The sequence below is a fragment of the Aquimarina addita genome, assembly GCF_039539305.1.
Taxonomy (GTDB): domain Bacteria; phylum Bacteroidota; class Bacteroidia; order Flavobacteriales; family Flavobacteriaceae; genus Aquimarina; species Aquimarina addita.
The window spans coordinates 1-23,273 of sequence record NZ_BAABCW010000003.1 but is presented as its reverse complement, the minus strand read 5'-3'; the positions used below and the strand labels follow the sequence as shown (position 1 = coordinate 23,273).

At 35.3% G+C, this 23,273-nt stretch carries 12 protein-coding genes; 11 read left to right on the top strand and 1 reads right to left on the bottom strand.

What is annotated here, in order from left to right; translation table 11 throughout:
• Nucleotides 1-83 precede the first annotated feature (83 nt).
• The 4 genes from ABD816_RS04900 to ABD816_RS04885 are packed head-to-tail and all read left to right on the top strand — an operon-like array spanning nt 84 to nt 5,331.
• Entirely contained in the window at nt 84-1,604 is a 1,521-nt protein-coding gene (locus tag ABD816_RS04900) for an SGNH/GDSL hydrolase family protein (protein WP_344925248.1), read from the top strand.
• Nucleotides 1,591-2,874 (top strand): GDSL-type esterase/lipase family protein, encoded by a 1,284-nt coding sequence (locus tag ABD816_RS04895; protein ID WP_344925247.1) that lies wholly within the window; start codon nt 1,591-1,593, stop codon nt 2,872-2,874. Before ABD816_RS04900 ends, ABD816_RS04895 begins: the two co-directional genes overlap by 14 nt.
• Nucleotides 2,867-4,525, top strand: a complete 1,659-nt coding sequence (locus tag ABD816_RS04890) for an MBOAT family O-acyltransferase (RefSeq protein WP_344925246.1) — start codon at nt 2,867-2,869, stop codon at nt 4,523-4,525. The genes ABD816_RS04895 and ABD816_RS04890 overlap by 8 nt, the downstream gene beginning before the upstream one ends.
• A gap of 59 nt (nt 4,526-4,584) precedes the next feature.
• Complete coding sequence (locus ABD816_RS04885) at nt 4,585-5,331, top strand: hypothetical protein (protein ID WP_344925245.1); 747 nt, start codon at nt 4,585-4,587, stop codon at nt 5,329-5,331.
• A 150-nt stretch (nt 5,332-5,481) separates the two neighbouring features.
• On the opposite strand, the gene ABD816_RS04880 is transcribed toward ABD816_RS04885, so the two are convergent.
• Nucleotides 5,482-9,447 (bottom strand): T9SS type A sorting domain-containing protein, encoded by a 3,966-nt coding sequence (locus ABD816_RS04880; protein ID WP_344925244.1) that lies wholly within the window; start codon nt 9,445-9,447, stop codon nt 5,482-5,484.
• Between the two features lie 170 nt (nt 9,448-9,617).
• Between ABD816_RS04880 and ABD816_RS04875 the strand changes: the two genes are divergently transcribed.
• From ABD816_RS04875 to ABD816_RS04845, 7 genes are all read left to right on the top strand, one after another.
• Nucleotides 9,618-10,271 carry a uracil-DNA glycosylase family protein gene (locus ABD816_RS04875; protein WP_344925243.1) on the top strand — a complete coding sequence of 218 codons (654 nt, stop codon included), beginning with the start codon at nt 9,618-9,620 and terminating at the stop codon, nt 10,269-10,271.
• 398 nt (nt 10,272-10,669) lie between these two features.
• Nucleotides 10,670-15,427: a hypothetical protein gene (locus ABD816_RS04870; RefSeq protein WP_344925241.1), complete on the top strand. Its 4,758-nt coding sequence runs from the start codon at nt 10,670-10,672 to the stop codon at nt 15,425-15,427.
• Nucleotides 15,428-15,486: 59 nt separating this feature from the next.
• Nucleotides 15,487-17,532 carry a fibronectin type III domain-containing protein gene (locus ABD816_RS04865; RefSeq protein ID WP_344925239.1) on the top strand — a complete coding sequence of 682 codons (2,046 nt, stop codon included), beginning with the start codon at nt 15,487-15,489 and terminating at the stop codon, nt 17,530-17,532.
• Nucleotides 17,533-17,534: 2 nt separating this feature from the next.
• On the top strand, nt 17,535-20,960 hold the full coding sequence (locus ABD816_RS04860) for a T9SS type A sorting domain-containing protein (RefSeq protein WP_344925237.1): 3,426 nt from the start codon (nt 17,535-17,537) through the stop codon (nt 20,958-20,960).
• 7 nt (nt 20,961-20,967) lie between these two features.
• Nucleotides 20,968-22,341 carry a PKD domain-containing protein gene (locus ABD816_RS04855; RefSeq protein ID WP_344925235.1) on the top strand — a complete coding sequence of 458 codons (1,374 nt, stop codon included), beginning with the start codon at nt 20,968-20,970 and terminating at the stop codon, nt 22,339-22,341.
• A 48-nt stretch (nt 22,342-22,389) separates the two neighbouring features.
• Nucleotides 22,390-22,851 carry a lipocalin family protein gene (locus ABD816_RS04850; RefSeq protein WP_344925233.1) on the top strand — a complete coding sequence of 154 codons (462 nt, stop codon included), beginning with the start codon at nt 22,390-22,392 and terminating at the stop codon, nt 22,849-22,851.
• Nucleotides 22,852-22,915: 64 nt separating this feature from the next.
• The coding region (locus tag ABD816_RS04845) for a hypothetical protein (RefSeq protein WP_344925232.1) at nt 22,916-23,273 on the top strand (358 nt) is incomplete at its 3' end.

Below are 23,273 nucleotides of genomic sequence, written 5' to 3'. Positions count from 1 at the left end.
CTTACTACTATAAGAATATAAAAAACTTTGGATTTCAAAGAATCTTTCTATTTTTACAAAGAACAAATCTTTTTCTATTTATCTTGAAAATCAAACCGATCCAAATAGCATTATTCTTACTACTTATTCTAGGAGTTTTATTTGGAATTATGTTTATCAGTGAAAAAGGAGGAATCAAAAAAGCGCAAACAGAGGAAGATGGTTTTTCATATGAAGGACTTTCTATTAAATACCCTACATATAGAAGGTTTTTGCAGTTAGACAAGGATACAACCTTGTCTAAACAGGATTTTCTACAAGTGACACAGACTGTAACTCCATTAGCAGAAGAAACTGAAGGCGAACAGGCAAAGACTGATGTTTCTGATACATTGATACAACCAGAGATCCAACAAAGACCTGATTTTTCTAAAATAGATACGACACAATTAGTAAGAATACGATATCCCGATAGCAATCCTAATTTTGCTAATGAGTTAAAAAAGAAACTTTCTTCCAGATCCTGTAGAATTATTCATTACGGCGATTCACAATTAGAAGGAGATAGAATTACAGGATATTTAAGAAATCGTTTACAACGGATGTATGGAGGTAGTGGTCCTGGGTTTATTCCTGTAAAACCAGTATATAATCAAATCAGTGCCCTGGTAACCCCTAGCGAAAATTGGTTGAGGTATGCAAAATTTGATCCTACACAAGCTAAGTTTTCGCATAAAAAGTATGGAGCATATATGTCAGTTTCCCGATTTACAGAGTATAATGCACAAGTATTAGATAGCACAAAAGTAGATTCTTTACCAATAGTAAAGGCATCCGTAACGATTAGTAAATCAGATAAAACATATGCTAAATTCAGGCAATTTACCCGTATAGGATTACATTATGGTCATTGTAATTTTCCAATAAAAATATCGGTTTATAATGATGGAGCATTGATCCAGCAGGATAGTCTAATATCCGATGGTAAATATCATCATTATAAGATTAAAACCGTTACCTCACCAACCAATCTGAAAATCGAATTAGAAGGAAAAGTAAGTGCAGATTTTTATGGATTAACATTAGATGGAGGATCAAAAGTACAGATAGATAATGTAGCAATGAGAGGCTCATCGGGTACTATTTTTTCTGGAACCAGTGCTACTACCTATAGTCGCATGATGGCAAATCTTAAACCTAAGATTGTCATTATGCAATATGGAGGGAATACGATTCCATATCTAAAGGATTCTACAGAAGTAGATAACTATGCTAGATATGTGGTAGGCCAGATCAAATGGATGAGACGTCGTGCTAAGAATGTTAATTTCGTATTTATCGGTCCTACAGATATGTGTATTCCGGTAAACGGTAAGATGGAAACTTATCCCTTGTTACCTTACCTCAATGAGAAATTAATGGAGACCTGTCTGGCGAATGATGTAGCATATTGGAGTATGTATGATGCCATGGGAGGGAAGGGTTCTATGGAATTTTGGGTAGAGGAAAAGCTGGCAGGTAATGATTATACTCATTTTACACGCAGTGGAACTAAAATTATTTCAGAATTATTTTTTACAGCCCTATACCTTGATCTTAAAGAAAATATAAATGACGATACATAAACTAGTAACTTTTTGCTTTGCCTTGATTAGTTTTTCCTCGATGGCACAGGACTATACATTATTGGATAGTATACAATCCAGATATCCTTTTATTAATTGGAAGGCAAACGAAATTAAGTTTGCAGAAGATGCACCCTCTTTTAAAAAATTGTATCAAAAATTAGATGCTATTGCTAATGGAGAAGAAGAAGATGTACATATTTTTCATATCGGTGGATCGCATATACAGGCAGATATCTATTCTAATAGATTACGTACCTATTTACAACATATGAATGCTACAGCCAAAGGACAACGTGGATTTGTTTATCCCTTTAAGCTGGCGGGAACAAATAATCCCAGTAACTACAGTATAACAGCTGATGGTGCATGGAAAGGATATCGTTGTTCAATCAAAAAGGATAGTGTTGCATGGGGATTAGCAGGGATTTCAGCTGTTTTTAAAGATTCTGTATCTAATATTTCTGTAAAAGCAAATCATAGAGGGTATGATCAACAACAGTATGATTTTAATAGAATTCGGGTTTTTTATGATGATTGGAGTACGGATTACGAAATATCATTTAAGGAAGCCTCATTAATAGCGGATATCATCGTTAATAAAGAGGCACATTATATTGAATATGCATTGACTAAAACAGTAAAAGAAATTGATTTTTGTGTAAAACGGATGACTGATGCTCCGGAATCAGAGTTTTTAATGATGGGACTGGAGTTAATGAATGATAACCATGGGGTTGAATATACATCGATTGGAGTCAATGGAGCTAGTTTTAATTTTTATAATAGATGTCGATATTTTAATGATCAACTGATGTTATATACACCAGATCTGTTCATCGTTTCTGTAGGCACTAATGATGCCTATCATCCGGATTTTGATCCAGAAGCGTATGAGATGTTTTATGAAAAACTTATGATGGATGTACAGAAGGCAAACCCTGACTGTGCAATTTTATTAACTGTACCTAATGATTCTTATTATAAAAGAAAAACACCCAACCCCCGAACCAGAGTAATGCAAAAAATTATTTACAAGCTGGCAAAAAAACATCATATGGCAGTTTGGGATTTTTATGAAATCATGGGAGGATTTAATTCTTCTATGGATTGGTATAAGCATAAATTGATGCCATCGGATCGAATCCATTTTAAACAATTAGGATATCGCATTAAAGCTGATCTTTTATTACAAGCATTAGCTAATTCCTGGGAACAATCATTAGGATTAGAACATAACACTGTTTTGAATCGTATTATTCATGAATAGATTACAAGACATATTTGCTTTTTCTGAAGATTTCCCTTTGGTGTTTACGCAAGCAGATTTTTGGATTTTCTTTGCTGTATTATATTTTATGTATGCGATTGTATATCGTAAAAAAAGTGTGCGAAGTGCATATCTTTTTGCAGTCAGCCTACTGTTTTACTATAAAACAAGTGGTCTTTTTATAGGTATTTTGTTATTTAGTACAGTCAATGATTTCTTTCTGGGAAAAGCCATTTATCAAAGTTCTTCTCAACTGGTGAAGAAAACATTAGTTTCTATTAGCGTTATTATCAACTTGGGAACACTTTGTTATTTTAAGTATGCCTATTTCTTTACAGATTCTTATAATAGTCTTTTTGATACAAAATATGAAGTAGTTAATTATCTTGCTCAATGGGCAAATACTTGGGGATCGGTTGATTACTTTACGGTAGATGCGATTATTTTGCCAGTGGGTATTTCTTTTTATACGTTTCAGACGATTAGTTATAGTGTAGATATTTATAGAAAGCAACTAAAGCCACTGGATTCGATCATTGATTTTGGGTTTTTTGTAAGTTTCTTTCCACAGTTAGTAGCAGGTCCTATAGTGCGTGCTGCTGATTTTATTCCGCAAATACATAAGGAGATTCATATTACCAAAGCGCAGTTTGGCAATGCCACTTTTATGATACTGAAAGGCTTGATAAAAAAAATGCTATTTGCAGATTTTATTGCTATGAATTTTATGGATCGGGTTTTTGATATGCCTGAGATGTTCTCTGGATTTACCAATATTATGGCATTATTTGGATATTCATTACAGATCTATGGCGATTTTTCCGGATATACTGATATTGCTATAGGGTTAGCATTGCTTTTAGGTTATAAGTTACCTGTTAACTTTAATTCGCCTTATAAGGCTATTCATTGTGGGGATTTCTGGAAACGATGGCATATATCACTGTCTAGTTGGTTAAAAGATTATTTGTATATTCCTATTGGGGGTAACCGTAATGGAACCGTTTTTTCTTATGTCTTTGTTTTGGTTTTTGTTTTTCTGGGGAGCTATGCAGCCCTGGGGTATGCCATTGCATTCTATATTGCGGTAACCATGGCAATATTACTTATAGTTACTTTATTCTCTCCTAAACTTGCATGGCATTTTAATAGGAATATTAATATTATGATTACCATGCTTATAGGGGGGCTATGGCACGGTGCTTCCTGGAAATTTGTTATTTGGGGAGGATTGAATGGTTTGGGTGTCGTAGCGTATAAATATTGGAGAAAGATCAGTCCTTATGAACATGCAACCGTTTGGTTAGCGACTGTATGGAAGATTGCAGTCACATTTTTATTCATCACTTTTACACGTATTTATTTTAGAGGAAATAGTATGGATCATATTGATCGGTTTTATCATGCTGTACTAACCAATATGGATTGGACAAATGCACTCATTGTATTATGGGAATATCGACTGGTATTTATCGTGATGTTGATTGGATATATTACCCATTGGTTACCATATAGAACCAAAGATTGGTTAGAAACTCAATTTACAAATAGTCATATTGTGATTAAAGGTTTAATATCTGTCATTGTAGCAATTATTTGTTATCAAACATATGCGGCAGACTTTCAGCCCTTTATTTATTTTCAGTTTTAAATAATTATATAGTTTACTTATAACCATTTGCTAAAAGCTAATACATAGATAAAAGATTCTTGAGAGTTTTAAAAAGTATTGAAGTGTATGCCAATCATGAAGTATCGGCAAAGAATATAAATACGTTACTCCCGGATCAACTTATTCAATATAATCGGGAAAAAAGGAGAAATGGAGAAGATTGGATGGAAATTTTTCTTGAGAATAATAAGAAGGCGTATATCAAAAAAGATACAAGCGCATTCAGTGTATGTGATAAAGTAATACTCGATGATGATAGTGCTTTAGGGTTTGGTTATAGTCAAAAAACAGAACCGCAACTATCTATTGATAAACTGTTTTTTCCACAGGGTTATTTGACTTCTTCGGATCATGAAATTGGAACGGTTGAAATGAAAACTGTTGAAAATTTTGAAGAAAAAAAAATGATATCTATTCATCTTGAATATCTGGAAGAAGTTGTAGATGTTAAAAGAATTTTCTTTGTAAAAGAAGAAGAGTTTTACATTATCAATCGATTTTCTCCATTCATAGAGGTAGACAATTTGAAAGGTAAAAAAGGATTGTTATTAGATAAAACGAATAGCTCAAGTGCATACGACAAATTTATTCAGAATGTTGCAATTATTATTGCCATAGTAACTGTTTTGGCGATTTTTCTTGGATTTCTGGCAAATGGTTGGATTGTAATTAGTAAGCTGATGGTTATTGCTGGATTTGTGGTAGCCATAGTAGCTATTTTTATTCTGCAAGCTATACTGATGGCTTTCAAAGAAATCTTTGAACAGATCCGCAAACGATTTTAAAAATAAGTTTTTTTTAAAGTTATATAAAATTATGAATCTATCAGACATAGGTAATGTGTTCCTATATCTTATAGATTCATAACATTTTGGATACATCAACGATGTTCTTTCTGGATTGGATATTTGCTAACATCCTTTTAATTAGATACCTTATTCTTTAATTACTTTTTCAACTAGAACTTGCTGTTCGTTTACAATTTTAACAAAGTAAATTCCGGATTCTAGTGTATTAAAATTTAAAGTATTATTTCCACTTTTAATAGCCGATTTAAATACAATTTGCCCCGCAGTATTGATTACTCTGGCTTCTGCATCTTTTGATCCGTAAAAATCAATAGTCAATATGTTAGAAACAGGGTTTGGATAGATCACCACTTCTGATGTATCATTTAAGGAGGATACCTTATTAGAGTTATCAGTTAATCTCCATTGAGACCAAGTTCCTTTCCAATTGGTTGTGCCCACGGATATCTCATTTGTTCCACTAGATAATCTTGAACTATGTGCTTTATTATCTATATAATAATAATTACCAATTTTAGATAATTCCCATTTTACCCAATCACCAGTATTAGTGTTATCTACAATTTTAACACCTGCTTCACCAGATTGACCTGTTCCTTTCAATTTCATGTTATTTGCTACATTTTCTATATAAAAATAACCATCGCCGGTATCCGTAAATTCCCAAAGACCTCTCCAGCCTGAATCACTAGTATTAGCGTCTATTACATCAGTATTTGATGCATTCGTTTTTAGACGCCTATTAGCACCCACATTATCTACATAGTATTTTGAACCCTTAAGTTCTTCTACCAATGAATTAGTTAATGTCCATTGCGCCCATGTTCCCGTCCAATTTGTAGAACCAGCAGTAATTTCATCCGCAGTATTATAAAGCCTAATATTATGCGCTTTATTATCTATATAATAATTATTACCAATTTTAGTTAATTTCCACTGTACCCAATCTCCATCAAAAGTATCGGCAACAATTTTAACTCCTTCAGAGCCACTTGAACCGTTAGCGTGTAATCTCATAGAATTGGCGACATTTTCTATGTAATAATAGCCATTACCTGCATCTATTAATTCCCATTTGCCTAGCCAACCCAGGTCAGTAGGTCTTTGAGCAGGTTCAATATCTGTACCTCCTGAATTTGATTTTATTCGATTATTAGTAGCTACATTATTTATGTAATACGCAGTATTGTTAGAAGTAATATTCTCTAAATTAATTTTGAATGTATCAGTGGTAGTAACTCCGTTAGTAGTATATTTTACCGTATAGGTTCCCGCATCTGCAGCACTTACATTATTAATTCTTATAACACGCCCCGACTGGCTAAAATCGTTAGGTCCGGTCCAACTCCATTTGTTTTCGACACCAGTACCAGTAATTCCATTTTCTTTAATTTGTGGAGCTAAAATTATTAAATCGTCATCTTCGGGTTCTAATACATCATCTGTAGTATATGGGTTGTCTCCTAATTTTGATTGAAGTACAATAGATAGTTCAGTCACTGCAATATTATTTCCTAGTCTATAGCTTATGGTAGCCGTTTCATCATCAGTAATATCTTGATTCACATTATAAATCAAATCAAATAATCCCGTTTTTGGGTTGTTATATATTTGCCAAAAATCTTTTCCGTGGAAGGACTGATTAACAGTTTCCCATGTACTGCCGTCTACAGATTTATAAAGTATTGGATTTGTAATATTAGTAAGTCCACTAAATACTAAAGGAATATATCCAGCTCCTCCAGTAATGGTTACCATACCAGAATTCCCTATGGTTTCTACAGTTAGTGGATAATCTGTAGATATATTATTTGTGGTCGATGTAGCATTAATTTCATTTTTAACCGCTTCACGGTATAATATTTCCCAAGAATTTTCATTCAAAGCCAAAGCATTTTTAAAATTGGTATTTGGACCATAATAGTCTCCGGCTCTACGAGGAAAAATCATCGCTTCTATGGTGAATTCAACAACATCTCCCGCGGCAAGGTTGTTCACATCCGGAGGAGGAACTAAGCAGTAGGATACTGGGTTGTTTCCTGATCCAGCACCAGTAGAAGGTCTTTCTCTAAAATAAGGTGTGTTCTTTCTAACTCCTCCAAAAGTAGCTTTATAATCTCGTATGATAAAAGCTGTATTTGCTCTGGTTTCTTTGTTAGCATAATTCTGTCTAAAAGGTTCGCCATCACCTGCCCACACCCATGGATTTTTGCCGGTTAGTGGTATTGGATCTGTTGTGTAGCTACTTAATACATTAGTATGCGTAGCATCAAATTTACCTGTTAAACCTTCGCTGTTGCCATAGGCTACATCATGCGTTAGGTTTTTGGCATACTGATCACTACCTAATTGAAAAAAATCATAACGATTGAACGAGGCAGTTTGTAAGGCTTCTATTTTTACTTTATAATATGTTCGCATAAAGTCATCAGATCTGTTCAAAAAATAAGTATAAGTAGTACGTATTTTTCTGTCAGCAGAATAAAAACTTACACTTGTTTCTGTTAAATTAGGCCCATATTTATCAAAATTAGTTTTCACTTCACTTTGATAACTTTTTCGTCCAGAAGAATTAAAATAGTTAGAAAAATCGATGCCTCCCACATTACCCGTCCATCCACATCTATTTGAAGAACCTCCATAATAACTATTTGTTGTAAGGAAAGGTCTCCAATCAGTACCATTAGCCATTCCATACAGGTAATCTGGAGAATGACATATATTTTCACCAAAACCTCCTAAACTCGCTTGTAGCCACCCCATACTATCCCAGCCTTCAATACCTACAAGACTTAATTGATGTGAAGAGGCTGCATAAGTTTCTCCCCATTTAGCTCCTACTTTTGTATAGTCAAAAATTATGGTAGATTGTGCAGGTACTATAATTTCGGTATATTCCTGTAATTGATTCCCACCAAATTGTTGTACAGCTGAGTTTCCGTGCCAGTTTTTAGATATTTGTAGTATATGACCAGATGGATCTCCATTGTTATTACGAAGCATCCCAGTAAAACCAATATGACTAGAACTATTAAATTGTTGAAAGCAAAGTCTCACCTTTTTATCAATAGAGGTAGTGTTCGCTAATTTCATATCAACATTTTGCAAAACATTTGACTTTGTACAATTATTGTACCCCTGTGCATATCTAGGAGTTTCTAAATAATAAATTCCCTCATCACTGTCATAATTTACAGCTATACTTTGTGAGTCTGGAGCACTTTGCGCTGCTGTAACGGTTACCTCACCTTCTTCTGCATCTGCTGTTTTATATTTGTTTTCGATATTACTATCAATAGGGTAAAAAATTAAACTTAGTTTATAGGAGTTATTAGCTACCAGGTTTGTTTGGTTTGTTTTGATAGTTATAGTGTTTCCACTAACATTTACTGAACCAACAGTTGTACCTGCTTTTAATGCAAACCCTTTGTTTGAACTATCGGCAAAACTATACATAGTTCCATTATTTAATTTATTAGAATATTCATCAGGCATTTCTATCGCAAGTTGTAACTGTCCATTAGTAATAGTAACAGTGGGTCTTACATGAAATGTAACCTTAAAACGATCATGCCAATTGGTAAATTCAATTCCTGTAAAATTATCTTTAGTAGGAGCATTATTTGTAAAACCAAGATGATCTATCATTCGACGATTACACCAAGTTCCAAATTCTGGTAATTGTGTATATGAGGCTCCTTTATCGGTTAATCCCATTCTTGTAGTTGGCTTTTTATGGATTACAGCACCGTTTTTTAAAATAGCATAACTAATGTTGCCTGATTTTGGATTTGCAAATAGTTCAGAATCTTTTTTGAGGTAAGCATCTGCAGGCGATAAATTTGTTTCATTTATACTTAGTGAATGAAAAGAAATCGTTTCATAATTTACAGACATTAAATATTTTTCTGTATAATTATTAAATCGTAAATCGGATGCAGTTATAGTTTTATAATTATCGTTCCAATTAGTATAATTGTAAGAATTTTTAGAATTGTCATAAGATTCTTTATTTATCTTATATGTTGTGGATTGTGCGATTAATACTGCATTTATAAAAATTACACTAAGTAGGGAAATAATTTTTTTCATAGTTGTTGGCTGTAAATTGGGTTTACTGAATGATAATTTTTTTTAATTTTCCAGATTTTTAATTATGACGTGCCAAATATAAAAATGGTCGATTAACTTTGGTGAATACTTCTAGTAAGTGTAGGAAATCAAATAGAATTCGAAATATAAAAAACAATGAATTATAACTTATGTTTTTACATACACATCCATACGAAACTTTTTTTCCAAAAGGAGCTACAAAATTGATAGTTGGAACCCTCCCGCCACCACGTTTTACATCAGGTCAATTAAAAAAAGGAGATGTTAATTTCTGTTATGGTAGTATTAGTGGTTTATTATGGCCAGTATTAGATCGGATTTTTAATTTAAATCTGAAATTCGAAACTACGCAGCAAGCAGTAGATCAACGAAAGCATTTTCTTGCTTCTCGCAACATAGGAATTTGCGATATTGTACATAGTTGCGAACGAGAAAAAATAGATGCATCCGATCTGGGAATGCAAAATGTACAGCTTAGAGATATTATTTTTTATCTTACTAAATACCCTAACATAGATACGATACTTTTTACAGGTGGTAATAGTAAAAATGGTCCGGAATATTTCTTTAGGAAGCATCTTAAGACATATGGATTGTCCCTGGAATTGGTTTCTAATGAGATTCCAAGAATACATCGGTTTCAGCTAGGACAGAGAAGTATCAAAACTGTATCACTAACAGCACCTTCAGGAGCAGCAAATCGTGCTATAGGCAGTTTGCAAAAATATAAAGATTTAAAAAATGTAAACCCCAAATTTAATACGATTGATTTTAGGGTATTGCAGTATCAGGAATTTTTTTGATAATTATAGGATAAAGTTAAATTTTGATGTGTTTTAGTGGTAGTAATTAAAAAAAATCAAATAAATAGGGTAACAAAATGTCAACTACTGACACTATAAGGTAGAAACATATAACTGAGATGAATAATTCTGGTAACCAATTCTGGGGTTTTAAAAACTACGTAACAGACCAAAGTAAGTAGGGGAGTATACCAATTATAGGGATGTCGCTTTGTCGACATTCTAAAAGATCGTTAGTTAGAAACAATATAAGGAGTGTGTTTTGAAACAGTCGTATGGAAAAAGAATCATAGATTTTCAATAAATTTACTGTAATTCAGTATTTTAACATTGTTAAAATTATGCTAATACAAATTTTGTATGTATTTTTGCGCTCCCTAAGTCTCAAAATAAAACCTATGCAAATAAAACTACTTTTTGCTCTTTTTTTTAATTTTATTTATGTGTTTGGTTCTACAACTGAACCTACAGATTCATTGCAGGTGGATACTAAAAAAACCACAGAAGCAAAATACGTTTTTCTCCCCGAATTGGATAATAAATTTCCCATTCCCACCTCAAAAAAGGCAATTTCTTATGCAGAATTCACTTTTGACAGACTTGCAAAAGAATTTCCAGCTACCCCTACTTATATAAATGATTCGAAAGCAGAAGCAGAAGCTGGTTTTAGAGAGATTGATAGCACAGGGCGATGGATTGGTTCTTTTCGTAATGAGGATATTCAGGTATTACCCGTGGGGATTAAAAAGGAAATCAGTGGTGTAGAATATCAATTGGGATTTACCAAAGCACGTTTTAGTAAAGATTATACGGAGTTGACAGTATTTGTCAAAATCATTTTACCACAATCAGATGAACAAGGAAAGCCTATAGAATTATTCTTTGGGGCTAATAATGTAAAACTATCACATCAGGGGGGAATCATAGGAGATGCTAATCTGGTATTGCTTGGTGATATGTTTATTCCTTTTAATGGAGGAAATTGGCTTTTAATTTTAAAAGGAGGTTTTGATTATAAAACAGGCAATACGGCTAATAGAACTTTTGTAAATATTACCTGTAATGGGGTTAAAGAAATGGGTATTGAAGGCGAACTTCAATTTTCAAGAAATATAATTTTACCAGTAGGAGCAGTAGGAGAAACCCTACCAGAAACCAGAACGTATCAAGGAGCATTAAAAGAACCTATTCAAATACCTAATCGGGTGAGTGGAGCATTTAGAGCGACGGCTTCTGATTGGAATGATATGATCGTAGAGATCAATCTAACACCTTTTGTTATTGCTAGTCAGCCGGATAAATTTATGTTTTCTGTAAATCAAGCGATTTTTGATTTTAGTGATCTCCGAACAGAAAATGTCCAGTTTCCTCAGTATTACCACGATCAGGGATTATTATTACCTAATGCAGAAACCTGGAGAGGGGTCTACGTGCAATCTCTTGATGTTAGCTTGCCGCAAGAATTTAAAACAGAAGAAAGTATATCAACTAATGGAAGAGTATCTTTTCAAGCGGCTAATTTATTGATAGATAGTTATGGAGTGTCAGGTTTTTTTTCTGCAACAAATGTAATTCCGTTAGAGTCCGGTCGGACTTCAAAATCTAAAGCGTGGGCATTTTCATTAGATAAAATAGAAATAGAGGTAGCTGCCAATCGATTAATAGGTGCAGGATTCGATGGAAGATTAGTGTTGCCTGTTTCTAGTTTAGAAACTACTAATGATTCTGGTAAGCTCGGTCTGGGATATACCGGGATTATCTCAGAAGAAGAATATTCATTAACTGTATCCACCTTAGATACCATTAATTTTGATGTCTTTAAAGCAAAAGCACAGTTATTACCTAACTCGGGAGTTCAGCTTGCGGTAGTAGATGGTAATTTTTTGCCTAAAGCTGTCTTAAATGGCAGATTGGCTATTACTGCCAATCAAAAGGAAAGTCTGGAGAATGAGGGAAGCCGTGATGATGAAAAAACAATTCAATTTAAAGGAATAGAATTTCAGAATTTAACGATACAAACAGTATCCCCTATTGTTGATGTAGATTATTTTGGATATAAGGATGAGGTAAAGCTAGCTAATTTCCCTGTATCTATTGCCGATATGGAATTGATTTTCAATGATCAGGAAGCGGGATTAGCATTTGATCTTGCTATTAATTTAATGAGTGAAGATAGCAAAGGTTTTGGAGCAAGTGCACGGTTGGGGATTTTTGGTAAGTTTAGTGAAGAAGGATATCGACAAAATTGGAAATATGATCGTATCGATATTAGTGCGATTGGCATAGAAGCAAAATTAGGAAAAGTAGGTTTTTCAGGTAGGGTTGAAATTTTTGAAGACGATGTAATCTATAATGATGGTTTTACAGGGCAATTATCTTTGGATCTCTTTGATGTAGAAGGATTAGTTGATGCTAAAGGATTGTTCGGTAATAAAGATGGGTATCGTTATTTTTATGTGGATTTTATAGGAATTTTGCCTGCTACTGTGCCCATCGCACCACCGGTAGGATTAAATGCCATAGGAGGAGGGTTATCCTATAATATGGAACGCGTATCCAATGATTTTGTGCAAACAGCACAGGGTAATGCCGCTATAGATAATAAGGGATTATCATTATCTGGTATTGTGTACGAACCAAATAATGAAATAGGGTTAGATTTGCGAGCTGTTGGGTTTTTAGGTATACAAGGGTCACAAGCATTTACAGGTAAAATTATGTTAAGTATGCTCTTTGATAAAGAGACCGGTAGAATTGATAATATCAGTTTTGATGGGTATGCGGAGCTAATGGTATCTGCCAATCTTGACCTCTCTGTTAGTCTGGATCTCGAAGCTCTAAAAGAGATGCTGGGAGTACCTCAGTTTTTATCTAAAATAACGCCTAATGAAGTCGAACTGTTTCAGGTAGGTTTAAAAGAAGAATTTGCTAAATCCAGTGTAAAAGGTGACTTGAGTATTGTATATGATTTTGAAAATAAAACACTTCATGGGGAGTCTAATATTTATATTTCATTAGTAGATGGTATAGTTCGTGGAATTGGTGCAGAAGATCGCGCTGGTTGGATGGTGTTTCATGTATCACCAGATGAGTGGTATCTTCACCTTGGTTCCCCTACAGATCGCTTAGGACTCAAAATGGGAATAGGTTCTTTTAGCTTAGAGACAGGTGCTTACTTTATGATGGGAAGCCGCATCCCCGGGAGTCCTGCTCCACCACAAGAAGTAGCAGATATTCTAGGAGTAGAATTAGATCAACTTGATTATATGAGAGATCTTAATGCGCTGGGAGACGGAAAAGGATTTGCCTTTGGCGCAGATTTCAAAATTGATACTGGTGATCTTAACTTTTTAATTTTATATGCTCGTTTTCAGGCAGGGGTTGGTTTTGATATTATGTTAAAAGATTACGGAGATGCCAGTTGTGTCAATACAGGTAAAAAGGTAGGAATCAATGGTTGGTATGCTAACGGGCAATCGTATGCATATTTACAAGGTGAATTAGGGATCAATATCAAACTCTTTTTTGTTAGAAAGAAAATACCAATTATTAAAGGAGGAGCTGCCATCTTATTACAAGGTAAAGGACCTAATCCTTTTTGGTTTAGAGGGTATGCAGGTGGATATTATGACCTGTTAGGAGGATTGGTCAAAGGAAGTTATCGCATGAAAGTAGTGATAGGAGAAGAATGTGAACTAGATAATGCATCTCCGCTAGGAGGCATCAAAATGATCACGGATCTTTCCCCTAGAGATGGAGATACAAATATCGATGTTTTTGCTGCACCACAGGCAGCCTTTGCTATGAAAATTAATCAGCCTATCATCATTCCTGAGGATGATGGTGATAAGACATATAAGGTGATTTTGGAGCGCTTTCAGGTAGTTGATGCATCACAAAAAGAAATTATTGGGGAGTTAGAGTGGGGACAGATGAATGACCGTGCTACTTTTATTTCAGAAGATATATTACCACCGGATACGAAACTGACGGTAACCGTAGAAGTGAGTTTTCAGGAAAAAGTGAATGGCAGTTTTAAAACTATCTTAGAAGACGGACAAAAAGCGATAGAAAAAGAAGAACGGACCTTTACTACTGGTGGAGCACCGGATTATATACCATTACATAATATACAGTATGCATACCCTGTGGTAGATCAACAGCTATTTTATCCGGATGAATATGACACGGGATATATACAATTGCAACGTGGACAGGATTATCTTTTTGATAATACACAATGGAAAAGTACCGTAAAATATATCAGTGAAACGGGAGCTTCAGAAGAATCCGTTTTTTCATATAATACATCTGATAATAAAGTAAGCTATGCATTGCCAGACGTAGATACTGAGACTGCTTATATGATGACAATTGTAAGTGCATCAAAAGCAGCGGGGAGCACTTCTACAGGAGAGACAACCAGAACAACACAAAATTATGATGATGAGAATACATCAGAAATCAGACAAAATCAAGCAGAAAATGTAGTAAATGAAGGAGAAATTGAGCGTCTTAGTTATGAGTTTACATCCAGTGAGCATAAAACATTTCGAGCTAAAATAAGAGACCTTAATGTAAGTGATCATTTATGGGGATATATTAATTCTACAGTTGTTTTCCTTTCTTCAAAAGTGGAGTCGAATGAAGGTTTTGATTTAGTAGAACTGGTTGGGAATACATATACAGAAAATACACCATTAGTCATACCAGAATCTGATCTCGAAGATAAATACTTTGGTACTGATATTAATCCTGTTATTTATCAAAAATATCAACTCGGGAGTACATATAGTATTTCCAGAGACCCATCAGTCTATGGGTATGTTCCAAAAAGAGCGTTGCCTATTATATCCAGTTATATTACTAACCTTGAAAATAGTACTAATTTGAATTTAATCGCTACCCGTTTTCCTTTTAGGTATAATTTACCAGATATTTATTATAAAGACTATTTGGATGTGAGAGATCGAGTTATAAATGATCGTGCCAAAGGTGTTTTAGGAGCTAATGCTCCAGAGTTAAGCATTGTTTCAAAACCATATGAATTTATGCGTTATGGAGATTATACCATCAAATTAATTTATACACTACCAGGGGGAATTAAGGGTACAACTGGATTATATCAATATAAAAACACTATAAATATTAGATAATATTGTTAAGTTTTATGTACAATAAGAAGAGCATTACATACTTTCTAAAATATATACTCTTGTTTTTTGGGGGAGTTCAGTTTTCCATTGCACAAGACGCGACTGTAATAACTAATGAAATAAAAGTAATTACCAGAGTACAAGAGGATGCTATTCTTTTGCGATGGGCGGCAACTACACCTGTATCTTGGCTGAAAGGAAATAACTTTGGATATCAAATTGAACGATTTACTATTTCTAGAGATGGAATGATGTTACAAACTCCAGAAAAAAAAGTACTTACTCAGACACCTTTAAAACCAGCTTCATTAGAAAACTGGGAAAATATGGTTAATGATAATGACTATGCAGCCATTCTTGCGCAAGCATTATATGGAGAAACATTTGCTGTAGAGCAGACACAAGGAGGATTAGCTCAAATTATAAATACAGCTAAAGAAATCGATCAACGGTTTGCCTTTGCTTTATTTGCTGCAGATATGAATTTTGAGGCAGCAAAAAAAGCAGCCATGGCATATACCGATAGTAATATTGTAGCCAATGAAGAATATTTATACACTATAACTTCACAAATTCCAGAGGAGATTTTAAGTGTTAAGCCTGGGTTGGTAACTGTTAAGGTTACAAAACCAGAACCGTTACCTGTACCTTTAGATTTATTTGCAGTGCCAAAAGATAAAAATATCCTACTTACCTGGGAATATCACTTATTTAAAGGCGTATTTACCTCTTATTATATAGAACGTTCAGAAAATGAAATCGATTTTAAGCGATTAGGAGATACCCCTTTGGTTAATATGAATGATAAGCCAAATGCTCCAGCTAGAAGAATGTTTTATATAGATACCATTGCTCAAAACGATACCACCTATTCGTATAGAGTACAAGGGATTTCTCCATTTGGAGAATTAAGTCCTTATTCTGAGGTTGTTTCTGCAGCGGGGATAAAAAAGTTAGAGGCGGTTGCTCATATTAGCGGACATTCATTTGATGATATTGGCGGGGTTGATATCACCTGGGAATTTCCGAAGGAAGCAGAGCAGGAGATCACAGAATTTCAATTGCTAAGAGCACCACAGGATCAGGGACCTTATAGTATCGTGGCAAAAGAGATTGCACCAGATGTACGTACTATCAATTGTCAGGAACTATATCCTTCTAATTATTTTAAAATAACAGCGATCGGAAAGGGGAAAGAAAAAACCACTTCATTTTCCTCTTTTGTACAGGCTATTGATTCTATTCCGCCTATTGCTCCTGTTGGGATGACAGGTACTGTGGACACCTTGGGTATAGTAAGGGTAACATGGCAACATAATCCAGAAAAAGATTTGTTAGGATATAGGGTATTTCGTGGTAATCTGGCAAAGGAAGAGTTTATACAGTTGACCGTTGCTCCTATAGAAAAAGCCTCCTTTATTGATACAGTGCAGGTAAAATCATTGAATGCTCAGGTGTATTATAAAATAGTAGCTGTAGATAAACGATATAATATGTCTCCCTATTCTGAAGTATTAACGCTTAAAAAACCAGATGTAATACCTCCTTCTTCTCCCATTTTTAGGACCTACAATGTGAGTACAGAGGGTATATTATTACAATGGATTAATAGTAGTAGTGAGGATGTATCCACTCATCAGTTATACAGGCAACAAACAAAGGATGTGTCTAGAGGATGGTTGCCTATATTTACTACAGATACTGTCAGTAGCTATATAGATAAGGCTATCATACCAGAAACCTCCTATCGCTATGCCATTTTTGCAGAAGATCAGAGTGGATTGCAATCCAGTCCTTCTACGCCAATTACCGTGACCAGCCAGCAAACTAAAGAAGAAGGAGTAAAAAGATTAAATACTATAGTGGATAGAGTACAAGGAAGTATTACCCTTTCCTGGAAACTACCCGCAGATGATATTGTAGAAATTAGCATCTATAAATCTAAAAAAGAGGAGCCACCTGTATTGTTTAAGCAATTACCAGGTACGATAAAAGAAGTAATAGATACAGCGGTATCACCTAATAACACCTATATATATCAGATAAAAACTGTGACCAAAGGGGGAGGTCACAGTTCTATACAAACTAAAGAAGTAATTTTTTGAATATGAAGAAGATTTATAGTGTCTTAGTGTTTTTAATAGTATCAGTTTCTTTGTTTGCCCAAGGGTCTAAAGTGGAGATAACGAACCTTAAATTCAATATTTGGGGGGACGAAGCTATATGCAGTAATGTTATACAGCTTGACGTTAATTTTACTGATGGGAGTTTTGAACAGATATTTTATGAAGATGAAAAAGGGGTGCCTTCTCCTTTTGGAGGATTTTATTGGGATGATGGCGATTATTTCTATGATGATATTACTGTTTATTACACAAATAAGGTAATACGATCGATTCGTGCCAGAGTAAATACACATGAAAAAAGAGACGGTAGGCGATGCAGTAGCGGAACAGGAAGTTTTATATCACAAGATTCACAAGAAGATGGACCTATAATCATAAGCTATGACCCTTGTGACTTTGGTTTTTACGATGAATTCAGGAGAAATGGAGGAGAAAAGGAAGTAGAACATACTTTGTCTTTTAATTGGAGAGTATCGCCTACCCCTGTTGTATCCAGAATAGGTTCAGGTATTGCAGGCTATTCTCATAACCTTAGGGCAATAGCAAATGGTAATTTTAATGACTCCGTATATGGATGGGAATATCAAATTACCGATTTTGGAAGTACGCCTAATGCTAGTTCATGGAATACAATTCCTGGAGCTTCTAATGATAAAGAACTCTCAGTTCGATTAGATTCTTTTTTACCAGTTTCTGTGGTAGGCAAATCAATTCACGTTAGAGTAAAATCTTGTTTTTATGCAGAACCGAGTGATTCCAGAGATTATCTGATTCGATATTCTGCACCTAATATTATCAAAGCACAAACTGCAACTACGGATGTAAGTTGCTATGATAACGAAGACGGTGTGTTAGTACTTACCTTTGACCGGGCATTAGACCGATCCAGAGATTTGTTCGATTATTCTATTCTAGACCTAAGTGAAGGGATAGTCATAGCAACTGCTCAAGTACCAATTACCACTTTTGAGACCGGAAACAGATTAACGATTACAGGTTTGCCTCCAAGTAAAACTGCATTTCGATTTAATATTCTAGGGAGCTATAATGGAGAGGTTTACTTTACAGAAGGAGTAGATCATACTGATGAGTTTTCTATTGGTAGAAATGACTATGTCCGTTTTATTGGCGAACCTCAGGACAATGTAGTGAATGTATGGTGTCATAATGGAGAAGATGGGGAGATAAACTTAGAAGCTTATGGTGGTATCGGTAATTATGAATATCTAATCAAGAAGAAAGAAGATGTCTGGTCAGATGATTGGCAACCATTTGATAATGGTACTAATCATACCATTAGAGGACAAAAAAAGGGAACCTATCTTATTAAAATAAGGGATGTTAATAATGGAGTGTTTTGCGTGGCTAAAAAAGCCACTATGGGTGCTGATGGAGAAACTGTGTTAGGTATTGAGGTAGAAAAAGAAGTAACCATCACAGAGCCTGAGTTCCCAGTTTCGGTTGAGGTTAACCTCGTTAATGAACCCAGAGCTTATGACTTTGAGGATGGAAGAATTCAGGCAACGATCCGCGGAGGTACCGCTTATGCTGATGGGAGTTATATCTTTGAGTGGGTGGATAAATCTTTGAATCCAGTGACAACAACTAGTACTTCCTACAATGACGATGGTGATTTTGTAGTAGCTCTACATAGTATTGGACAAGGTGAATATACCATTATAGTGAAAGATGCTAATTTTGATAGTGCAATAACAGAAGAAGGATGTACCACGACCAGCGCATCATATACCTTAAATCATCCCGAGCCAATTACTGTTAGGATTGAAGTACTTAACGAAATATCTTGTCATCGGGATAATTCATATTCTAATGGGATTGATGATCAGCTTCCTTTTAATGAACCAGATCAGTTTCAGGATGGAGTATTGGTCGCGTATGTGAGTGGGGGCGTATCATTTGCCGAAACTCTTGCAGAAAATGATGAGTGTAGGGCTAATTTCATGCCTTATTGCTACCGTTGGACAAAAAACGTAGCAGGTGTTTGGCAGGACCTTGCGATCAATGATAGTATCATCAGTAATCAAAGCGAAGGTACTTATGCCCTCAATATAGAAGATCAAAACGGGATTGTATTAGGAACTTATCTTCCAGTAAGTACACCTACCGGGCAAGAGTATGTGTTGGAGCAAGCTATCGATAGTACACTATATCTTGCACAACCCGATCAGCTGTTAGTATCATTTAATAGTACCGCAGTAACTTGTGACAGTGGCGCTAATGGATCAGCGACCGCCATCGTATCGGGTGGAACACCTCCATACACTTATCAATGGAATACCAGTGCGACGACCGCAGAGATCACAGATTTATTAGCTGGAAAATATACTGTGGAGATTATTGATGCTAAAGGTTGTGAAGTGAAGGGAACAATTACTATTAACCAACCTAATGGATTGGAGATAGAAGCAGTAACATACATTGCTCCCACATGTTTTCAGGGAAATGACGGACAGATCGAACTAGCGATTCAGGGAGGAGTACCTCCCTATTCACTTGCCTGGGATACAGGAGATACTTCAGCAACACTCACAGCACTAACAGCAGGAATCTATAGTGTAGAAGTAACGGATGCACAAGGATGTAAAGCGGTGAAAGAATTTATTTTGAACGATCCTGATCCCATTGTAGTGATACTAGAAGAAAAAAGGGCAATTTGTGGCGATCAATCCTTATTATTAGATATCACAATTAATGATCCGGGTGCTACTTATGAGTGGTCTTCTGTAAACGGGTTTACAAGTAGAAACAGTAAGGTAGAAATTACAGAGGCAGGACAATATACAGCAACCATCACGAGTAGCCTGGGCTGTATAGGTACGGGTACGATTGATGTGGATGTGTTTACGACTCCTATTGATGCTGATTTTTTATTGACCACACAGGCATATACTAATGAAGAAGTCATTTTAGTAAATGTAAGCGCTCCTATGGGTGAACGTGTGGTATGGACGATACCCGAAGGAGCAACACTGGTTTCAGAATCAGATGAGCAATTAATTCTGATGTTCGAAAAAGAAGGCCCATATGATGTATTGCTTACATCACTGCAAGGGGATTGTTATGAAGAATATGTTAAAACCATCTTAGTGCAGCCAGCAATAGAAACCGCAGCAATCAATATATCTTCCTCCAATTTTATAGAAGAGTTTATTGTTTATCCTAATCCAGCTAGTGCTAGTTTTAAAGCAAAAGTGACCTTAGCAGAAGATGCTAATGTGACGCTAAAAATTGTAAATTTAGTTACAGGAGTTACGATGAATGAGCAGACAGGAGATGGCAATAGAGAATACTTGATGGAGTATACAATGCAGCTACCTACAGGTATATATTTGATGATGCTGGAAACGATACAAGGAACGGATACCCGTAAATTAGTGATTGAATAAAAGAGTTATGCAGATAAAAGATTTCAGACACTTACCCTATCCAATGATAGCACTACTTTTTTTACTAGGCTGTGCCAGAGAAGAAGCAGTGCCAGTTAGTGTAGACTTTGATTATGAGGTGTTTAATGAAGACTTCTCGATCCCAGTACAACTCGTGTTTTTTAATAAAACAGAAGGAGCAGATGAGTATGAGTGGATTTTTGAAGGAGCCACCCCTTCACGCTCCGTCAATCGTAGTCCTGGTGTAATAGAATACACAGAAAAAGGGATTTATGCGATTACCCTTTCTGCGAACAATCAGGATGGAGAACAAGATACGATGACGGTAGAGATTCAGATTGATGCTCCTGTACTAGTCGATTTTGAAGTAACCAACCTGATCGATACTTTTTCGCCAGCTACCTATACAATACAAAACAATTCGTCAGGTGCCGATCGTTTTTCATGGATTTTTGAAGGAGGAACACCAGCAACATCATCACAAGAATCCCCTGGTGATATTATTTTCGCACAGCCCGGAGAACACCTGATTACCTTAGAAATCAGCAATGGAAGAGAAACCTATACACAGCAAAAAACGATTACAGTTGCGCCCTTTTTAATGCCAGATTTTGACTATGAGGTGGCGTTTATAGACAATGATTTTCAGGTGCCGGTAACCATACAATTTCAGAATAACTCTGTAAGTGCTACCGGATATCAATGGAGTTTTGAAGGATCTCCCATGAGTACTTCTATAGAAGAACATCCAGAGGTCACTTTTACCACCCCGGGAACCCATAATATCTTGCTAGTAGCAACTAACGGTAAAGAAACGCAACGTATCCAAAAAGAGATTACTTTTTTTACAGACACCAATCTACGGGTGTTAGAAGATATAAAACTAGGGATCAATACTGCACATACCGCTAGTAGTGTTGGTAGCTTTTATGATCTGACCCATCGTGTAGTATACACTGCTGCAGATATAGAAGCAAATCCATCGTTAGGAAGGACTATAGAGTTGGTATTTTATGGATTAAGTAATGCTTTTACTACCAATAGTTTCGTTAGTCCTGATGATTTAAGTGAAACAGCTTTTTTAGAATTGGAAAACGCTCAACAAACAATTGTTATCAATTCACAGGAATTATGCAACTGTTCAGCTTCTTTAACCGTCGCACAGTTTGATGAGATGCAGGAGGATAGTCCGCTGGATGTATTGACGATAGAAGAAACGGCAGGAGGAATACAGGATTTTGATAACACGATGATGCCAAGAGTGGTTCTTTTTCAAACGGAAGCGGGGAAAAAAGGAGCAATTAAAATCAAAGAATTTGTGATCGATGGACAAAATTCTTATATATTAGTCGATATCAAGGTTCAGAAAGTTGAATCGTAAAAATTAATAATTTAATTTAAATCAATTTAATATTTAAAACTCAAAACAATGAAAAAACTATTTTTAACCAGCTTAGTAATCGTATTGTCAATAACAACTATAAGTTGTGGTGATGACGATGGAGGAAGTGTAGAAGAAACACTAACAGGTGGCACGTGGAAATTAGTCAGTTTAGAAGTTAATGGAAATGATGTGACCGCTACAGAACTTGATGCATGTGATCTGGAGGAAACCTATGTGTTTAATAATGACAATACATTTGTGTTTACATCAAATCGAACTGATGACAGCACTGACACTTGTGTTGAGAGTACGGTAATTGGGGCATGGGAAGTCAAACCTTCTAATAATACCACTGAATTTATCGCAGCTTATGATGGTGATGATATTACTAATGAAGATGATCAATTAGATTTTAGAATTGAAGATCAGACTTTAGTAGAGATTATCGAAGAACCTGTTGCTAGTGGGGGTTCTGATAGTTATAGATATCGTTATGAAAAACAATAATATATAATAAAAAGGATTGGCAGGCTTTTTTAAACAATAGCCTGCCTTTAGTACTTAAGACTATATGAAAAAACATTATTTTAAAAATAACAGGAATACCTTGATAGTAAGGATACTAACATTCTTTTTATTGGGTACACTTTATGTTCATTCACAGGTATTTCCTGTTAATGTTACCCCACAGGTAGTACCACCTTATAGTCTAAAATTATCAGAATACAATACCGCTGTTACAAATAAACTGGTTCTTAATTTATTGCTCACAGATATTACAGAAGCGAACCGACAGGTACGGCTTAAGTTTTATCTGGAGAATAATTCGGGAGTATCCGTACAGAGTAGTGATGTAGTGATAGGCGCAAATCCTATATTTCTGGATGGTGGCATCCCTACACGACTCACCAATCTGGACCTGCAGGCTT

What these genes read in the sequence shown, in the direction of transcription:
- ABD816_RS04875 (WP_344925243.1), top strand. Translation starts at nt 9,618, where the DNA reads ATGTTTTTACATACACATCCATACGAAACTTTTTTTCCAAAAGGAGCT.
- ABD816_RS04890 (WP_344925246.1), top strand. Translation starts at nt 2,867, where the DNA reads ATGAATAGATTACAAGACATATTTGCTTTTTCTGAAGATTTCCCTTTG.
- ABD816_RS04880 (WP_344925244.1), bottom strand. Translation starts at nt 9,447, where the DNA reads ATGAAAAAAATTATTTCCCTACTTAGTGTAATTTTTATAAATGCAGTA.
- ABD816_RS04870 (WP_344925241.1), top strand. Translation starts at nt 10,670, where the DNA reads ATGCAAATAAAACTACTTTTTGCTCTTTTTTTTAATTTTATTTATGTG.
- ABD816_RS04860 (WP_344925237.1), top strand. Translation starts at nt 17,535, where the DNA reads ATGAAGAAGATTTATAGTGTCTTAGTGTTTTTAATAGTATCAGTTTCT.
- ABD816_RS04895 (WP_344925247.1), top strand. Translation starts at nt 1,591, where the DNA reads ATGACGATACATAAACTAGTAACTTTTTGCTTTGCCTTGATTAGTTTT.
- ABD816_RS04855 (WP_344925235.1), top strand. Translation starts at nt 20,968, where the DNA reads ATGCAGATAAAAGATTTCAGACACTTACCCTATCCAATGATAGCACTA.
- ABD816_RS04850 (WP_344925233.1), top strand. Translation starts at nt 22,390, where the DNA reads ATGAAAAAACTATTTTTAACCAGCTTAGTAATCGTATTGTCAATAACA.